Source organism: Streptomyces sp. NPDC005791 (assembly GCF_042871485.1).
Classification (GTDB): domain Bacteria; phylum Actinomycetota; class Actinomycetes; order Streptomycetales; family Streptomycetaceae; genus Streptomyces.
This window is the reverse complement of the sequence record NZ_JBIAIP010000026.1, coordinates 19,729-35,301: the sequence shown is the minus strand read 5'-3', so window position 1 is coordinate 35,301 and position 15,573 is coordinate 19,729. Positions and strand designations below refer to the sequence as shown.

Genomic DNA, 15,573 nt, shown 5'->3' with positions numbered 1-15,573 from the left:
GTGGGTGGCTTATGCGGTGGGGGGTGTGGCCGCCCCATTGGGGGGCGGGGGGGGGGGCGCGCCCCCCCCCCCCCCGCGGGGGGGGGCCCCCCCCCCCCGGGGGGGGCCCCCCCCCCCCCAGTCGGCCCGTCGGTGTCCATCACCGTCGTGCCGGACTTCTCGAACGCGTCAGTGCTGCACGCTGCGGCGCTTGCGGACGGACCACAGGATGCCGCCGCCGGCGAGCAGAACCGCGACAGCGGCTCCGCCGATGACGGGCGTGGCGGACGACGAACCGGTCTCAGCCAGGTCCGGCGCGCTGCTGCTCGGCTCCGCGGGAGCCGGCGCGGCCTCCGTGGCGGTCTCGCTCGGCGTCGCGCTCGGCTCGGGGGCCTCCGAAGCCGGCGGTGCCGAGGTGGGCGGCTGCGTGCTCGGGGTTTCCGAAGGCGTCTCCTGGGGCGGGGTCTCGCCCTCGCACACCGGAGCGGTCTTCGTCTCGTCGCGGGAGTACTGATCGCCGTCCCCGGCCTTGACGACAAGGCGGACGGTCAGCTCCTTGTCGTGCTTCGGGAGCTGGAGTGGGGCCTTCGTGCTGAAGTTGCTGCCGAACCGGGTCGTGGGCAGCAGTACCTCGCCGTCGACGACGGAAACGGTCACCTCGTTGGTGGCAGCACCCGAGTAGGCCGTCAGATCGAGCGTCACTTCGGAGCAGGTCACGGCCCAGGTGGGGGTGTGAGCTGCGGCCGGGCCGGCGGAGATGACGCCGCCTGCCAGGCCGACTACCGCAGCGGCCGCGAATGTTCCCGCGCCACGCCACGATCTCCTGGGTATGGTCATGGATTCTTCCTCCATAAGAGTTCACCGCTGGGATGGCGGTGGGGCGCACAGTACTGCCCCCGCCCCAGGGGGGCACAACCGCCCCATGCCTCTGCGATGCACCAACCGTGCCCACATCACCGCTACTTGGGGCATGGTGGACACGCCAGGATTGGCCGGAACCGATGGGTTCGCCATCGCTCCGGCAGCCGGTGAGGGTGATCAGAGTGACTTGTGCATGATGTGCAGCCCCACATAGCCCTCCGTGGGGTGCCTGAACCCCTCGGGCAGAGTGCCAATGACCTCGAAGCCGAGGGAGCGGTACAGCCGCACGGCGTGGGTGTTCGTCTCCACCACAGCATTGAACTGCATGGCGCGATATCCTGCCTTGCTCGCCCAGTTCACCGTGTACACGCACAAGGCCCTGCCCACGCCCCGGCCCGCGCGCTCCGGGCTGACCATGTAGCTGGCGCTGGCGACGTGCGAGCCGTTGCCCATGTGATTGCGGTTCATCTTGGCCGTGCCGACAACCGTCCCGGCGTCGTCGACCGCGACGACCGTGCGGTCCGGCTCCGAGAGCAGCCACCAGTCCCGGCCCTGGTCTTCATCGAGGTCCACGGGATAGGTGAAGGTCTCACCCGCGGAGACGATGGCATGGAAGAACGGCCAGATTGCAGGCCAGTCCTTGTCGGTGGCTTCTCTGATCAGCATGGGGCCAAGATGCCCGCGTGGACGGTCCGGTGCAATCCCTTAACGCTCTCGCCCGGGCCTTCGCAGCCCGGCCCGGACGAACAGCCCCCGCATGACCCCGGGCCGTGCACCGGAGCGGCGGGGCACCTGGCCGGTCCACCCCGACACCGACCCCCGGCCGGCTGCCACCCGTCGGCCCCCGACCGAGCGGTGCACAGGGTCGATACCTGGTAGCGGAGCGGGGCGGCTCTCACGCGCGTGTTCCAGCTCCAGCGTCAGATTCACCCGTCGCCAGAGGATTTCGTCCGGATCATCCGCCAGGATCAGCCTCAGCAAGGCCTCCCTCCCGGAGACGGACCCCGGCCGCCCGAAGGCGGAAATCCGGCTGTACCCGGGCCAGATAAGCGCGCTCGTAGGGGTCCTCCACCACCTCTGCCAGCTGCACCGGGTCCAGAGCGGATGCCTGAAGGGCCGCACGTGCCCACGGGTCCTCCGTACGGCTCAGCAGTCGCTCGATTCTGCGTGAACGCCAATTGCGCGCACGCCGGTCGGTGCCCGCGTCCAGCATGGTCCGCATCCCCGCCGGGGTCTTTCCCACGAGCAGATCGGGCTCCTTCGCGGCGAAGACGAGGAGCTCGTCCACCAGATAGAGCCAGACCACCGCTCGATAGCGGTTCAGATAGAACGCGACCGGGGAGACGCACCCGACCCGGGCCAGACCGGTGAAGCGCACGGGACTGACCCCGAGCAGCGTGGCGCCTTCCGCCGTGCCCGCTGTGCGCACCCGGTCCCGAAGCGCTTCGGGAAACCCTGGGGAAGCGCGCAGCCGGTCGATCTCCGCCCGCCGGATCCGCGGCCTCGCTCCGTTCGTAGCGGGCTCCGCTTCGATCAGTCCGAGATGGACGGCGAGATCGAATTCGCCACGCTTCAACGACAGTGCCTGTGCCGCCCGTCCCGCCGACAGGCACAACGGTGCCGTCTCGTCGGCGGGATGCGTGCGGGTGGCTTCCTTGACAGTCATGGCCGTCCTCCCCCGTGAGGTCGAATACTCTGTGTGACCACGGTAGCCAGGTGAGGAATTCCCCGCAGACCCTGTGGACAACTTTCGCGCATTCACAAGAGTGCAGGTCAGAGGCGGCCATGCGCTCGGCGTCCTATCGTGCCGTCACGCCGAGGTGCTCGCCGACCCGGTTGACCAAGAGGGTCATCTCGTAGGCGACCTGGCCGACATCGGCTTCGGCCGCAGTCAGTACGCACAGGCAACTGCCGTCCCCTGCCGCCGTCACGAAGAGCAGCGCCTCGTCGAACTCCACCATGGTCTGACGTGCTCTTCCCGCCCCGAAGTGGCGGCCCGACCCGCGGGCCAGGCTCTGCAACCCGGATGAGACCGCCGCCAAGTGTTCCGCGTCCTCCCGGGCCAGACTTGTGCTGGCCCCGGTCACCAGCCCGTCGTTCGACAGCACCAGCGCGTGCCGGATGTGCTCCACCCTGCTGGTGAGATCGTCAAGGAGCCAGTCAAGTCCCCGGTCCAGCGCCATGTGCTCGTCCTCCCCGTTGGTCCGTATCACGCGTTCCACGCAAGCCTTGCGTACGGCCCCTTCGCGGGCAAGCGCCTCCTTGCTGCGGGGGCGTTGCTTCGCGCCACGGCCCGCTTCGTCGACGTCGCGCCAGGTCGGCTCCTCGGCCGTCCGGGCCGAGGAGCCTGGCCGTGCACATCCGTCCGGCGTGTCCGCCCGTGCGGATCAAGACCTACCTCCCGGAAGCACGGTCACGCGCGAGGCTCTGGTGGGCGGCGTACCCGGATCGGGTACTGCCGCCCGGTGCCCTTCGCCAGGCTGTCGAGAAGCCGATGTTACGGCCGAGCGGTGTTCCGCCCCCTCGCGGCTCGGCCCATGGAACGCGCCCGCGGCCAGACCTCCGTTGCTCGGGACGACGGTGCGCCGTGTCTCGGCGTGCGGAGTTCCTGCCGGAGATGGGCGATCATTCCCTTATGGCCGACGACCACACACACATCCAGCAATTCTTCTCCGCGCGGGCGGCGGAGTGGGACAGCCGTTTCCCCGATGACGGCCCCGCCTATGCCGCCGCGGTCAGCGAACTCGGTCTGCGCCCCGGCGGCACCGTGCTCGACGCGGGCTGCGGTACGGGGCGAGCACTGCCGGCCCTGCGGACGGAGGTCGGACCCGAGGGGGCGGTGCTCGGGGCCGACCTGACACCCGCGATGCTGGACGCGGCCCTGCGGGCAGGAAGAGGAACGAGCGGTACCTTGCTGCTGGCGGACGCCGCGCGGCTTCCGCTGCGCGCCGGATCTCTCGACGCCGTCTTCGCCGCCGGGCTCATCTCGCATCTTTCACACCCGGAGGCCGGACTGTCGGAGCTGGCGCGGGTGGTGCGCCCAGGTGGCCGGCTCGCCCTGTTCCACCCCGTCGGACGGGCCGCCCTGGCCGCGCGGCACGGCCGGGCCCTCGCCGACGGGGATCTCCGTGCCGAGCCCCGTCTCACACCCCTGCTGGCAGCCGCCGGCTGGCGGCTGGAGACCTACACCGACGAGGACAGCCGATTCCTGGCACTGGCCGTGCGAACCGGCTGAACGGCTGCCACGGCGGGTAGCCCGGTCGCCTCCGGCTCACTCCGTCGGCGCGTCGGCGGGCCGCCTGCGGGGGAAGGGACAGCCGCGCTCCCCCGGCGTCGGGAACGTACCGAGCCGGGCCACGTCGTAGCCGTCCGGGTAGCCTCTGACCTCGGGATTCTGGCGAGCGTAGTGCGGGGCGGAGCGGGGTGGAAGGAGCCGGACGGCGCGAGCCCTCAGGCGCAGGGCGCCACGGGTCAGCCCCCGGGCCACGGGGCTCGGCCGCTCGTACCTGAACGCACGCAACAACGACTCGTCGAGCAGGGCTAGGCCGGCCTTGCGGACCACGGGCGCGAGGGGCCGCGGGTACCAGGATCCCATCAGGTCCAGCGTGGCGTCGGAGACCGCGCGTGCGCCCTCGTCCCAGCCGAAGTGCTTGTCCTCGTAGGAATCCAGGACGCGCTCGAAGTCCTCGTACGTCTGCGGCACGTCCTGGATGCCCATGTGCGCGCCGAGGGTGCGGTAGTACGCGGCGAAGGCGCGCAGCTCGTGGCCGGACAGTCTGCGCCAGCCGTACACGTCGAGCCAGCGCTTGGGGGTGACGACGAACGTACACAGGACGTAGCGCATGTCGTCGTTGCTGATGTCGTAACTGCGGTGCATCCGGTTGATCCGCCGGACGGCCGTACGGCCTGCCCCACTGTCGAATCCGTGTTCGACGACTGTGTCGAGAAGCAGTGCGGTGTCGTCGTACCTCTTCTGTGAACGTTCCGTCAGTTCAGCCGTCTCCGCGAGGAGTCGGCCGATACTGGGGACGGCATAGGTGCGAAACAGCGCCAGTTCGAGAGCGCGGGTGATGTCCCAGGGGAATTCGTACGACACGGTGAACCGGTAGATCTGCAGGAAGTCCCGTTCCGGGTCCAGGCGCTGGATTTCCTTCAGCCGTTCGAACCGCTTGACCATGCCGTTCCCCTCGTCCGCCGGAGTCGCAACCCTACGTGCGGCGGTCAGGCCGGCACCACGGCGCGAAGGCCCGCCTACGCGGCGAGTCACCCGTCCGGATATGTGGCCGTTACCGCTTGTCAGGGCCTCGACGAAGGGGTTACCGAGTAGTAGGGTGCGCCGACGGACCAAGCGATCAGGGATGAGGGTGGGTGCTGTGGCAGGTTCGGACGACACGGTCGCAGACGACGACGCATTGTTCGTGCTGACCGCGGTGCTGCTGACCCCCGCACAGTTTCCCGGTGTGCTCGGCGACGACTACGTGGCCGCGTGCGCCGTGCTCGGCCTCGAGCCGTACGCCGAGGGGTACGGTCTGGTGCTCGGCCAGGACAGTGGCGGTGCCCGCTGGACGGTGGTCGTCGAGGACGTCTCCATGGTGGCGGTCGCCATCGCCTCGTGGGACTGCGGGATGGAGTACGACCTATCCCCCGACGACCGCTCGGTGGTCTGTGCGCTACCGGGATGGCCGCTCGCGCTGGCGGTCGCGGCGCCCGGTCTCCCCGCGCCGCACGACCCGACGCCCGGCCCGGACGACGAGGGGCCGCCGCCCCTGGCCCCGCCGGACACCAAGGTCTGGGGCGCGCCGCAGCGGCGCCTCGGGGCGGACGAGATCGCCCTGCGGTGGGCCCAGTGGCGGGCGCAGATCGACGACGGGACGGCGCTCGGCGGCCCCACCGCGGCACTCGCCGGAGCCGGACGGCACCCCGGCGTACGCAAGGCACTCGAAGCGGCGCGGGAGTATGCCGACTCTCCGCCGCCGCCCGGACGGATCCGCTCCGCTTTCGCCCCTGACGGGGCAAGGACACTGCGTGCCGACGGCCCCGGTTGGTCCCTGGTGGCCAGGACCGACGACATCGCACTCATCCTCCTGGACGAGGAGCCGGGCGAGGTCATACCGGTCGGCCGCGGCCCGGAACTTCCGGGCCTGTTGCAGTCGCTCGACGAACTGGCCGTCCGGCCGTCCTGATCCCGCTACACGCGCTCCAGGGGGCGGTGCGGCTCGGCCGGCAGCTCGGCCTCGACCGGGTCACCGGGCCGTACGACTCCGCCCGCCTTGACGACGCCCATGATTCCGGCCTTGCGGACGAGGGTTCCGTCGTCCGCGCGGCCGACGACCTGCTTGAGAAGCCCGTCCTGGAAGCTGTCGATCTGCAGGCACGGATTGCGCAGGCCGGTCACCTCGACGACGGCCTCGGCACCGAGGTGGAGCAGGGTGCCCACGGGCAGGGACAGCAGATCGATCCCGTTGGTGGTGATGTTCTCCCCGAGATCACCCGGGGAGACCTCGAATCCCGCCTCCCTGAGATCGGCGAAGAGCTCCGTCTGGATGAGGTGTACCTGCCGCAGATTCGGCTGGGTCGGGTCCTGGGCGACGCGCGAGCGGTGTTTCACCGTGACGCCGGCGTGGATGTCACCCTCCACACCGAGTCCGGCCAGGAGCGTGACGCTGTCCCTGTTCGGCTTGGTGAACGAATACACACCGTTGCTGCTCACCGCGGTGACTGTGCTGCTCAGCGCCCTATCTCCTTACGGCTCACCCTGCGGAGCCTGCGCCTCTGTGACGGGTCGAGCATCAGGTAACCCACCACGGGCACACCGATGAGGACCAGCAGCGACCACCAGAATCCGATGAACGGAATCAGGACGACGGCTGCTGCGACTCCCCCGATGGCGACCTTCGCACCGTTCGACATGATCATGCCTCCTCCGCGGCCGGGACCGCTCCTGGTGTGAGAACGCCTGTGCGCCCCTGTCGGTTCCGCCTGCACCGCACAGGCTCCGCGAGCGCGGTCTACCGAAGCGGCTCGCCGACCTCGTGCATGTGCCGCAACGCCTGCCGGTAGGACTCGATGATGCCCGTCTCCGCGTACGACATCCCTATCGATGCGCAGTGGGCCTTGACCAACGGCTGCGCCAACCGCAGATGGGGGCGCGGCATGCTCGGGAAGAGGTGGTGCTCGATCTGGTAGTTGAGGCCGCCGAGGAACCAGTCGGTGAGGAAGGCACCCCGCACGTTGCGCGAAGTGAGGACCTGGCGCTGCAGATGGCCCCAGCGGTCACCGTCGGGGTCGGGCATCTCCATGCCCTTGTGGTTCGGCGCGAAGGCCATGCCCAGGTGGAGGCCGAACAGCGCGTGGTGGACGAGGGCGAAGACGATGGCCTTGCCCGGAGACATGATGCTCAGGAGCAGCGCGGCATACAGCGCGAGATGGCCGGTCAGCAGCAGGCCGGCCAGTGCGCGTTCACGGACGGGCTGCCGGCGCAGGAACTGGAAACCGTAGATCTTGAGGGCGATGCCTTCGAGGAGCAGCATCGGGAAGAAGAGCCGCGCCTGGTTGCGGGTGAGCCAGCGGGCGAAGCCCTCGCGCTGGGCGGCCTGCTTCTGGGTCCATACCAGGGCGCCGACACCGACGTCGGGATCCTTGTCTATGTGGTTCGGGTTGGCGTGGTGGCGTACGTGCTTGTCGTTCCACCAGGCCTCGTTCATGCCGAGGAGCAGATTGGCGTGCACGAGTCCGACGATCCGGCCGGCCTTGCGGTCGGCGGTTATCTGGGCGTGGCCCGCGTCGTGGCCGACGAAGGCGGTGCGGGTCCACAGAATGGCCAGCGGCAGGGCGAGGAACAGATTCCACCAGGTGTCGCCGAGGAAGACCATGCCGGTGATCACCCCTGCGAGAGCGACCAGGTTGACGGCTATCCCCGTGGCGTACCAGCCGGTGCGCCGGTCCAGGAGCCCCTGCCCCTTGACGGCCTTCAGGAGCGGTGCGAAATCACTTCCGGGGGCCTGAGTGCCCGCCGGGCCCTCCGATCCGTCGCGTGGCTGTGGCGCAACGGTGGCTGCTGCGGCTTGGGGCATGACGTCTCCGGTTTCTGGGCATCTGCGCTGACCTCGTCAAACGTACGGAAGGCAGGCCTGCGGCAGCCATGGCGCCATCACCCCGGACGTGCGGGGGAAATCCCCCTGTCCGGTGGTGGTGAAAGCTGCACCCCAAGCCTCAGAAGGCAGAAACAAGTGAGGTGAGTCACTGTGCGTTTCTCTCGGGAGGGGCCGTGGGTGGAGTACCCTCGGCGACCCCGGGCTCACTAGTCAAATTTGAGGAATCTGACATCGCTGTGCACAGGCTCCCTGCGGCAACGCTCAACGAGAAAACTGAACTGTCCCGCTGCTCCGCAGTCTTCCTCCCCGCGGATCCGGCCCGTACCGGCCTGATCGCGTTCTGGAATGGGGACGGTAGCACCCCTCCCTGCGATCCAGGGAGTCCGACGGAACTGACGGTCGTCGGAAGCGACCTCCGTCCTTATACGGTCCCGGCGTTGCTGATGTCCGTGCGGGACGCACTGCCGGTCCTGACACGGGCACGGGCGGACGTCCACGCCTCGCCCTCCACGGCGTTCTGGGGCGCCGCCGGGGTGCTCGCGCTCCAACTCGTCGCGCGCGGGCTCCTACTGCCCGGGCTGAGTCCCACCGATCGCGACGCCTGGCGGGCCGGCCCGCTGACCGCGGACGATCTCGAGCGGATCCGGGTGTTGGCGGCTTCCATGCCCCCTGACGCCCACGCGGTGCCGCTCGACGTGGCCACCGGTCCCGTGCTGCTGGCCGAACCGGAGTCCCTGCTGCGGTCGTTCCTCGACGCGGTGGTGGACGGACTGCCACGCACACCGGCTGCCGAACTCGTCACGGACACACCGGCGTACGCCGCCAAGGCCGCGCAGCATCTGCCAGGGCTGCGGCCGTGGGCGGCCGATGTGGCGGCCGGTCACGACGCGGGCGTACGGCTCTCCCTTCGGATCGAGGTCTCGGACCTCAGCGAAGCGACGGGCGCGGAGTTCGACGAGGAGCCCGGGGACGATGATGTCCGCGCACCCTCCTTCCGTGCGGTCCTGCAGATCCACAGCGTCCAGGACCCCGCGCTGGTCGCCGACGCGGCGGATGTATGGGCCGACCGCTCCCCCGCCGCATCGCTGTTCGGTCCGCGCGCCCGCATGGACGCCCTCCTCGCCCTGCGTCGCGCCGCCCGCGCCTGGCCTCCGCTGACACCCCTCCTGTCGGCGGCGGTTCCGGACGCGGTCGAGCCCGCCGACGAAGAGATCGCGGAGTTGCTCGGGCCGGCGGCCAAAGCGCTCGCCGCGACGGGCGTCCAGGTGCACTGGCCGAAGGAGCTGGCGCGGAAGCTCACCGCGCGCGTGGTGATCGGCCCGGAGGACGACGGCGCCGGAACAACGGCACGGGCCGGAGGGGACACTCCGTCCTTCTTGTCCGCCGACGCCCTGCTGTCCTTCGACTGGCGGTTCGCGCTCGGCGACAGGAAGCTGAGCCGGGCGGAGATCGACCGGCTGGCCGAAGCGGGCAGGCCACTGGTCAGACTGCGTGACCAGTGGGTGCTCATCGACCCCGAGGACGCCAGGCGCGCCCGCGAGACCGGGGACCGCAAGGTCGCCCCCATCGACGCGCTGGGTACTGTGCTGACGGGGGCCACCGAAGTCGACGGACGCCGGGTGGAAGTGGCCGCGACGGGATGGCTCGAACGGCTGCGCGAGCGGATCGCCGACCCTGAGTCGGGGGACCGGACGGTCGGGCAGCCCGACGCGCTCGACGCGAGTCTGCGCGACTACCAGCTGCGTGGCCTGAACTGGCTGCACACCATGACCTCGCTCGGCCTGGGCTGCTGTCTCGCCGACGACATGGGACTCGGCAAGACGATCACTCTCATCGCTCTCCATCTGCACCGGCAGGGGACCGAAGCCGCCGCGGGGCCCACCCTCGTGGTGTGCCCCACTTCCCTGATGGGCAACTGGCAGCGGGAGATCGAGAAGTTCGCCCCGGGTACACCGGTACGCCGCTTCCACGGCGGCTCGCGCTCGCTGGAGGGCCTGGATGCCGGCGAGTTCGTCCTCACCACGTACGGCACGATGCGTCTGGACACGGCCCGGCTGGGACAGGTGTCCTGGGGCATGGTGGTCGCCGACGAGGCGCAACACGTCAAGAACCCGCACTCGGCTACCGCCCGGCAGCTGCGCACCATCGGCGGGCGTGCCCGCGTCGCCCTCACCGGTACCCCGGTGGAGAACAACCTCTCCGAGCTGTGGGCCATCCTCGACTGGACGACCCCCGGGCTGCTCGGGCGGCTCGGTACGTTCCGCACCCGCTACGCGAGCGCGGTCGAGGGGGGTAACGACCCCGCCGCGGCCGAACGGCTCGCCGCGCTGGTCCGTCCGTTCCTGCTGCGGCGCCGCAAGTCCGATCCGGGCATCGCGCCGGAGCTCCCGCCGAAGACGGAGACCGACCGCGCCGTGTCGCTCACGGCGGAACAGACAGGTCTCTACGAGGCGGTGGTGCGGGAGACTCTCGACGCGATCTCCGGCGCGGACGGTTTCGCACGGCGCGGGCTGGTCATGAAGCTGCTGACGGCGCTCAAGCAGATCTGCAACCATCCGGCGCAGTACCTCAAGGAGGAGCAGCCACGAATCGTGGACCGTTCGGGGAAGGTGGAGCTGCTGGACGAATTGCTGGACACGATCCTCGCCGAGGGCGCGAGCGTGCTGGTGTTCACCCAGTACGTACGGATGGCGCGGCTGCTGGAACAGCATCTGGCGGCGCGCGGCGTACGCACCCAGTTCCTGCACGGCGGCACCCCGGTCCCCCAGCGGGAAGCCATGGTGAACCGCTTCCAGGCGGGGGAGGCGCCGGTGTTCCTGCTGTCGCTCAAGGCCGCGGGTACGGGGCTCAACCTCACCCGGGCCGGCCATGTGGTGCACTTCGACCGGTGGTGGAATCCGGCCGTCGAGGCTCAGGCCACCGATCGCGCGTACCGCATCGGACAGACCCAGCCGGTACAGGTTCACCGGCTGATCGCCGAGGGCACCATCGAGGACCGGATCGCCGCCATGCTGGCCCGCAAGCAAGGGCTCGCGGATGCGGTGCTCGGCAGCGGTGAGGCCGCGCTGACGGAACTGAGCGATGCGGAACTGGCCGAACTGGTCGAGCTGCGAGGGGGCACACGATGAACAAGGGTCACGAGCCGGAGCGTACGTTCGCCGCGCTTGCGCCCTCACAGGGCCGCGGCTTCGCGTCGTCCTGGTGGGGGCGGGCGTGGCTGAAGGCACTGGAGGACACGGCGCTGGACGGCCAGCAACTCAAGGCGGGGCGGCGGCTGGCCCGCGAGGGCAGGGTGGGCGCGGTTTCCGTCCGGCCCGGCCGGCTCACCGCGGTCGTACAGGACCGCGACTCGACGGCGTACCGCAGTGACGTGCTGCTCCAGGAGCTGAGCGAGGAGGAGTGGGACCGCTTCCTCGACATGGCGTCCGAACGCTCCGGGCACATCGCCGCCCTGCTCGACCGCGAGATGCCGCCGCACCTGGTGGAGGACGCGGCCGCCGCCGGCCTCGATCTGCTGCCGGGGATCGGGGACCTGGAGCCGGAGTGCAGTTGCGAGGCATGGGACCACTGTCCGCATTCGGGCGCCCTGTGCTATCAGGTGGCGCGGTTGCTCGACCAGGATCCCTTCGTGCTGCTGCTGTTGCGGGGCCGAGACGAACGGCGGCTGCTCGACGAATTGCAGGTGCGCAGCGCCGCCCGAGCGGTCCGTGGAGCGGGCGGCCGGGGACCGGCTGAGGACCGGGCCGGTGAGCCGGTCCCCCAGGGCGTGCGGGCCGACGAGGCGTTCGCGGCGCGGGACATTCTGCCGCCGCTTCCCCCTCCCCCGCCCCTGCCGGCGGAGCCGGGCCTTCCGCCGTCACTCGACACCGAGACGGATCCGGCGGCGGCTGTCGACCCCTCGGCTCTGGAGTTCCTGGCCGCGGACAGCGCCATGCGGGCGTTCGCGATGCTGGCGGAGGCGCTCGCCGCGGGCCACGAGCAACAGGCGTTGGACGCCGCGTTGACGCCGGAGCAGGATGCCGTCCGGCTGGCTGCCGACGGCCGACCCGACGCCCGGCTCACGGCCCGCCTCGGCGCGGCGTCCGGACGGGGGGCTGCGGGGCTCGATGCCGCGGTGCGGGCCTGGCGGATCGGTGGGCCCGCCGCACTGGCGGTGTACGACGAGGAGTGGCTGCCCGGCCCGGACGATCTCACCCGCGCGCGGGCACAGCTCGCCGTGGCGTGGGAGGAAGCCGAGAGCCCGCGACTCCGTGTCACCGGCAACCGCTGGACCGTGGCCGGTTCCGCCGCTCAGCTGCGATACGGGCGCGACGGCCGGTGGTGGCCGTACGCGAAGGAACGGGGGCGGTGGGTGCCCGCCGGGCCGGCGGAGGACGATCCGGCTGCCGCGCTGGCCGGAGTCCTGTCCGGTTCCTGAGCTAGGCCTCTCGTTCGGATCATGCTGGGCTCGCGGGGCCTGGCACCGCTCCCCGATCCAGCCTGCTTCGAACGAGAGACCCTAGCCGGCGACGTCCGTCGCGTCCTGTCTTCGCCGGCGCGGAACCGTACGGCGGGGCGGCGCGTGTTGTGCCGTAGACCCGACCCACGTCCCACCCACAGGAGTGCTGATGCAGCGCAGACGGATACTTCAGGGCGCCACGGTCACCGCCGCCGCGGCGCTCCTTCCGTCGTCCGTCCGGGCCGTGGCCGCCCCCACGGCGGCCACGGACCACCCCGGCGCGCAGTGGTATCCGGCGTCCACGTCCAACTACACGCCGTCGGGCCGCCCTTCGGCGTATCCGGTCGATTTCGTCATCATCCATGTCGCCCAGCAGACGTTCACCCAGACGATCGGCATCTTCCAGAACCCGGCCAAACAGGTGTCCGCCCACTATGTGGTGCGATCGGGGGACGGTTTCGTGGCGCAGTGTGTGCGGGAGCGGGACATCGCCTGGCACGCGGGCAATTGGGATCACAACACCCGGAGCATCGGTATCGAGCACGAGGGCTGGGTCGATCAGCCCTCGTACTTCACGCACACGATGTACGAGCGGTCGGCAAGGCTCACCGCGGGCATCTGCGACCGCTACGGTCTGCCCAAGGACCGCGCGCACATCATCGGCCATCACGAAGTGCCGGGCAGCGATCACACCGACCCAGGGGGTCACTGGGACTGGGTCCGCTACATCCGCCTCGTCAATCTGCTCTGAGACCCGCTCCCGGCGGGCGGGCGGCAGCGTTCCCCCACCGGGCGCGATGGAAGAGGGCGCGCAGATGGTCGCTCCGCTGCCGAGCGAGGCCGTGTCGGCCGCGTAGTCGATGCCGAAGTCAATGATTGGGGCCCCGTCGGCCACGAGCAGGCCGTCGGACGATTTCTGGCCCCGGCGCACGATGCCCGCGCCGTGGACGACGTGGAGCGCCTCGGCCATGCCCGTGATCAGCAGGAACACCGCTGCGCGGGCTGCCTGCCGTGCGCGACCGACGGCGCCGGCCGGTGAGGGGCCCGCACGTTTGCGGACGCCAGCCACGGCCGTGCGCCTTCGGAGCCGGCCCCGATCACAGGCGCGGTGAACAGGCCCTGCCACCCGCTGCGCGGACTGCGCTTCCTGGGCGGGCGGCCCCGGGACTCCGGGCTTCGCCGAACTCCGGACGGATCACATGGAACGCGACCGGCCGCTCACCGGGTGTGCACGACAGAGAGACCGTGCCCATTCCGCCCGCCGCCGAGTTCGGCGGCGATCCGGTACCCGGCGATCGTGGCCGGGTCGTCCGCTGTCAGGGGCTGGTGGAACCGGGGCGCCGTCGCCCCGGCCATGCTGCTGACCACTCGTCGAGTCGAATCTCTCCCGAAGGGCACTGACGGCGAGCGGAACCCTGTCCAGGTGGCGGAGAAGCTTCGCCTCGACGCCGTTTCCGCGTCGGGACTCCGGCATCGCGCCCGTCGTCCGTGCGGCCCGTTCCGGAGGCCTGCGCGGTCGCGCCCTCCTCCGGTACCTCGTGGTCGTCGGCCATCGGTGGCCCCAAGGCCCCGCCACCGCGGAGGCGGTCCAGGTCGGACGCCCGGACCTGGACGACCAGGAGCGCGATCAGCGCCGCGACCACGGAGAAGACGGCGGCCACGACGAACGCACCGGAGACGCCCGCGGCCAGTACCTGGTCGCCCCAAGGCGCGGGAAGTACCCCCGTCCTGCGGAACTCCACCTGCTGGGCGGGGGTCGCCTCGGCCAGGAAGCGGGGTACCTGGTCCGTCGCCTCGTTGCGGCTGACCGTCCCGAACACGGTGACCAGGATGGAGAGCCCCAGCGAACCGCCCACCTGCTGGGTCGCGTTGAGCACACCCGACGCGGCACCCGCCTCTCTCGGGGCCACACCCGAGACCGCCATCAGGGTCAGTGAGACGAACTGCATGCCCATGCCGAAGCCGAAGACCAGCAAGGGGCCGAGGATGCTGCCCAGGTAGGTGCTGTCGACATCGGTCTGTGTGAGCCAGCCCAGGCCCGCAGCCGCAAGAACCGCACCCACCACCATGAACGGTTTGGGGCCCCATCTGGGCAGCAACTGCGAGGCGACACCCGCGCTGATCGCAATGATCACGCTGACCGGCAGGAAGGCCAGCCCGGCGCGCAGCGGGCTGAAGTCGAGGATGTTCTGCACGAACAGGGTCAGGAAGAAGAACATGCCGAACATCGCCGCGGCCAGGCTCAGCATCATCCCGTACGCGCCGGCGCGATTACGGTCACGGAACATACGCAGAGGTGTGATGGGCTGCCGCGACCGGCGCTCCACGGCCAGGAAGAGGAGGAGGAACACCAAGGCCGCGCCGAAGGCGGCGACGGTCAGGCCATCGCTCCAGCCGTCCTCGGAGGCTCTGATGAAGCCGTAGACGAGCAGCACCATACCGAGTGTGGAGGTGAGAGCTCCGAGGAGGTCGAAGTGACCCGGGTGCCGTTCGGATTCCTTGATGTGGCGCGGCGTCGCGAGAGCGATCAGCAGGCCGATCGGCACATTGACGAAGAGCACCCAGCGCCAGTCGAGCCACTCCACGAGCAGCCCGCCTGCGAGCAGGCCGATCGCGCTGCCGCCTGCGGAGACCGCGGCGAACACTCCGAACGCGCGGTTGCGCTCGGGTCCTTCGCGGAAGGTCGTGGTGATGAGGGAAAGGGCGGTCGGTGAGGCGATCGCACCTCCGACACCCTGCAGCGCACGCGCCGCCAGCAGTTGCCAGGAGTCCTGCGAAAGGCCTCCCAGCAGTGAGGCCAGCACGAAGAGCAGCACTCCGAAGACGAAGACTCTGCGACGCCCGAGGATGTCGCCCAGTCGGCCGCCGAGCAGGAGCAGACCTCCGAAGGTCAGGGTGTAGGCGTTGATCACCCACGACAGGCTCTCGGTCGAGAAGCCGAGGGAGGTCTGGATGTGCGGCAGAGCGATGTTCACGATGGTGATGTCGAGAACCACCATCAGCTGGCACGAGGCGATGACGAGCAGGGCGATCCCGTTGCCTCGGCCCCGCTCCGGGGATCCGGCAATGGGTGCGGACTTCGCTCGGGATCCAGTCATGATGCTCAGCACCGTAGGGGAGGGCAGCGAACAGTAACGTTCACTCATCGACGGTAGGTTGCACCGACCGGGTCCGCGAATCGATCACCACCCCTCAGGTGCC

13 protein-coding genes and 1 pseudogene are annotated in these 15,573 nt (G+C 70.2%); 5 read left to right on the top strand and 9 right to left on the bottom strand.

Going from position 1 to position 15,573, the window contains the following annotated elements; all coding sequences use genetic code 11:
- Positions 1-168 precede the first annotated feature (168 nt).
- From ACFYSH_RS32395 to ACFYSH_RS32380, 4 genes and pseudogenes are all read right to left on the bottom strand, one after another.
- The gene (locus ACFYSH_RS32395) at positions 169-816 is read right to left on the bottom strand and encodes an LAETG motif-containing sortase-dependent surface protein (protein WP_359476590.1); all 648 of its coding nucleotides are present in this window, start codon (positions 814-816) and stop codon (positions 169-171) included.
- A gap of 201 nt (positions 817-1,017) precedes the next feature.
- On the bottom strand, positions 1,018-1,506 hold the full coding sequence (locus ACFYSH_RS32390; protein ID WP_359476593.1) for a GNAT family N-acetyltransferase: 489 nt from the start codon (positions 1,504-1,506) through the stop codon (positions 1,018-1,020).
- Between the two features lie 39 nt (positions 1,507-1,545).
- Positions 1,546-2,506: pseudogene (locus ACFYSH_RS32385) on the bottom strand (DUF6397 family protein).
- 133 nt (positions 2,507-2,639) lie between these two features.
- The gene (locus ACFYSH_RS32380) at positions 2,640-3,023 is read right to left on the bottom strand and encodes a roadblock/LC7 domain-containing protein (RefSeq protein ID WP_351281271.1); all 384 of its coding nucleotides are present in this window, start codon (positions 3,021-3,023) and stop codon (positions 2,640-2,642) included.
- A gap of 452 nt (positions 3,024-3,475) precedes the next feature.
- Here ACFYSH_RS32380 and ACFYSH_RS32375 point away from each other — a divergent pair, with 452 nt between their 5' ends.
- Positions 3,476-4,075, top strand: coding sequence for a methyltransferase domain-containing protein (locus tag ACFYSH_RS32375; RefSeq protein ID WP_359476598.1), 600 nt, complete (start codon positions 3,476-3,478; stop codon positions 4,073-4,075).
- Positions 4,076-4,111: 36 nt separating this feature from the next.
- Here the strand turns inward: ACFYSH_RS32375 and ACFYSH_RS32370 are convergent, their stop codons facing one another.
- A complete protein-coding gene (locus ACFYSH_RS32370; RefSeq protein ID WP_388757220.1) occupies positions 4,112-5,017 on the bottom strand; it encodes an oxygenase MpaB family protein in 906 nt (301 codons plus the stop codon).
- Between the two features lie 196 nt (positions 5,018-5,213).
- Here ACFYSH_RS32370 and ACFYSH_RS32365 point away from each other — a divergent pair, with 196 nt between their 5' ends.
- Positions 5,214-6,023 (top strand): hypothetical protein, encoded by an 810-nt coding sequence (locus ACFYSH_RS32365; RefSeq protein WP_359476603.1) that lies wholly within the window; start codon positions 5,214-5,216, stop codon positions 6,021-6,023.
- A gap of 5 nt (positions 6,024-6,028) precedes the next feature.
- Here ACFYSH_RS32365 and ACFYSH_RS32360 read toward each other — a convergent pair whose 3' ends face one another.
- The 3 genes from ACFYSH_RS32360 to ACFYSH_RS32350 all read right to left on the bottom strand — a co-directional run bounded on the left by ACFYSH_RS32360 (position 6,029) and on the right by ACFYSH_RS32350 (position 7,913).
- A complete protein-coding gene (locus ACFYSH_RS32360; protein WP_359476697.1) occupies positions 6,029-6,571 on the bottom strand; it encodes an MOSC domain-containing protein in 543 nt (180 codons plus the stop codon).
- Positions 6,568-6,750 (bottom strand): hypothetical protein, encoded by a 183-nt coding sequence (locus ACFYSH_RS32355; protein WP_359476606.1) that lies wholly within the window; start codon positions 6,748-6,750, stop codon positions 6,568-6,570. Before ACFYSH_RS32355 ends, ACFYSH_RS32360 begins: the two co-directional genes overlap by 4 nt.
- A gap of 98 nt (positions 6,751-6,848) precedes the next feature.
- Positions 6,849-7,913, bottom strand: coding sequence for an acyl-CoA desaturase (locus ACFYSH_RS32350; protein WP_359476609.1), 1,065 nt, complete (start codon positions 7,911-7,913; stop codon positions 6,849-6,851).
- Positions 7,914-8,170: 257 nt separating this feature from the next.
- Here ACFYSH_RS32350 and ACFYSH_RS32345 point away from each other — a divergent pair, with 257 nt between their 5' ends.
- The 3 genes from ACFYSH_RS32345 to ACFYSH_RS32335 all read left to right on the top strand — a co-directional run bounded on the left by ACFYSH_RS32345 (position 8,171) and on the right by ACFYSH_RS32335 (position 13,123).
- Positions 8,171-11,062: a DEAD/DEAH box helicase gene (locus tag ACFYSH_RS32345; protein ID WP_388757216.1), complete on the top strand. Its 2,892-nt coding sequence runs from the start codon at positions 8,171-8,173 to the stop codon at positions 11,060-11,062.
- Positions 11,059-12,351 (top strand): SWF or SNF family helicase, encoded by a 1,293-nt coding sequence (locus ACFYSH_RS32340; protein WP_359476615.1) that lies wholly within the window; start codon positions 11,059-11,061, stop codon positions 12,349-12,351. The genes ACFYSH_RS32345 and ACFYSH_RS32340 overlap by 4 nt, the downstream gene beginning before the upstream one ends.
- Before the next feature lie 190 nt (positions 12,352-12,541).
- Entirely contained in the window at positions 12,542-13,123 is a 582-nt protein-coding gene (locus ACFYSH_RS32335) for an N-acetylmuramoyl-L-alanine amidase (protein WP_359476618.1), read from the top strand.
- 565 nt (positions 13,124-13,688) lie between these two features.
- Here ACFYSH_RS32335 and ACFYSH_RS32330 read toward each other — a convergent pair.
- The gene (locus ACFYSH_RS32330; RefSeq protein WP_359476621.1) at positions 13,689-15,470 is read right to left on the bottom strand and encodes an MFS transporter; all 1,782 of its coding nucleotides are present in this window, start codon (positions 15,468-15,470) and stop codon (positions 13,689-13,691) included.
- Positions 15,471-15,573 lie beyond the last annotated feature (103 nt).

Excerpts from the sequence above, each read along its gene's own strand:
- ACFYSH_RS32370 (WP_388757220.1), bottom strand. The coding sequence starts at position 5,017 with ATGGTCAAGCGGTTCGAACGGCTGAAGGAAATCCAGCGCCTGGACCCG.
- ACFYSH_RS32390 (WP_359476593.1), bottom strand. The coding sequence starts at position 1,506 with ATGCTGATCAGAGAAGCCACCGACAAGGACTGGCCTGCAATCTGGCCG.
- ACFYSH_RS32395 (WP_359476590.1), bottom strand. The coding sequence starts at position 816 with ATGACCATACCCAGGAGATCGTGGCGTGGCGCGGGAACATTCGCGGCC.
- ACFYSH_RS32350 (WP_359476609.1), bottom strand. The coding sequence starts at position 7,913 with ATGCCCCAAGCCGCAGCAGCCACCGTTGCGCCACAGCCACGCGACGGA.
- ACFYSH_RS32340 (WP_359476615.1), top strand. The coding sequence starts at position 11,059 with ATGAACAAGGGTCACGAGCCGGAGCGTACGTTCGCCGCGCTTGCGCCC.
- ACFYSH_RS32330 (WP_359476621.1), bottom strand. The coding sequence starts at position 15,470 with ATGACTGGATCCCGAGCGAAGTCCGCACCCATTGCCGGATCCCCGGAG.
- ACFYSH_RS32375 (WP_359476598.1), top strand. The coding sequence starts at position 3,476 with ATGGCCGACGACCACACACACATCCAGCAATTCTTCTCCGCGCGGGCG.
- ACFYSH_RS32355 (WP_359476606.1), bottom strand. The coding sequence starts at position 6,750 with ATGTCGAACGGTGCGAAGGTCGCCATCGGGGGAGTCGCAGCAGCCGTC.
- ACFYSH_RS32335 (WP_359476618.1), top strand. The coding sequence starts at position 12,542 with ATGCAGCGCAGACGGATACTTCAGGGCGCCACGGTCACCGCCGCCGCG.
- ACFYSH_RS32380 (WP_351281271.1), bottom strand. The coding sequence starts at position 3,023 with ATGGCGCTGGACCGGGGACTTGACTGGCTCCTTGACGATCTCACCAGC.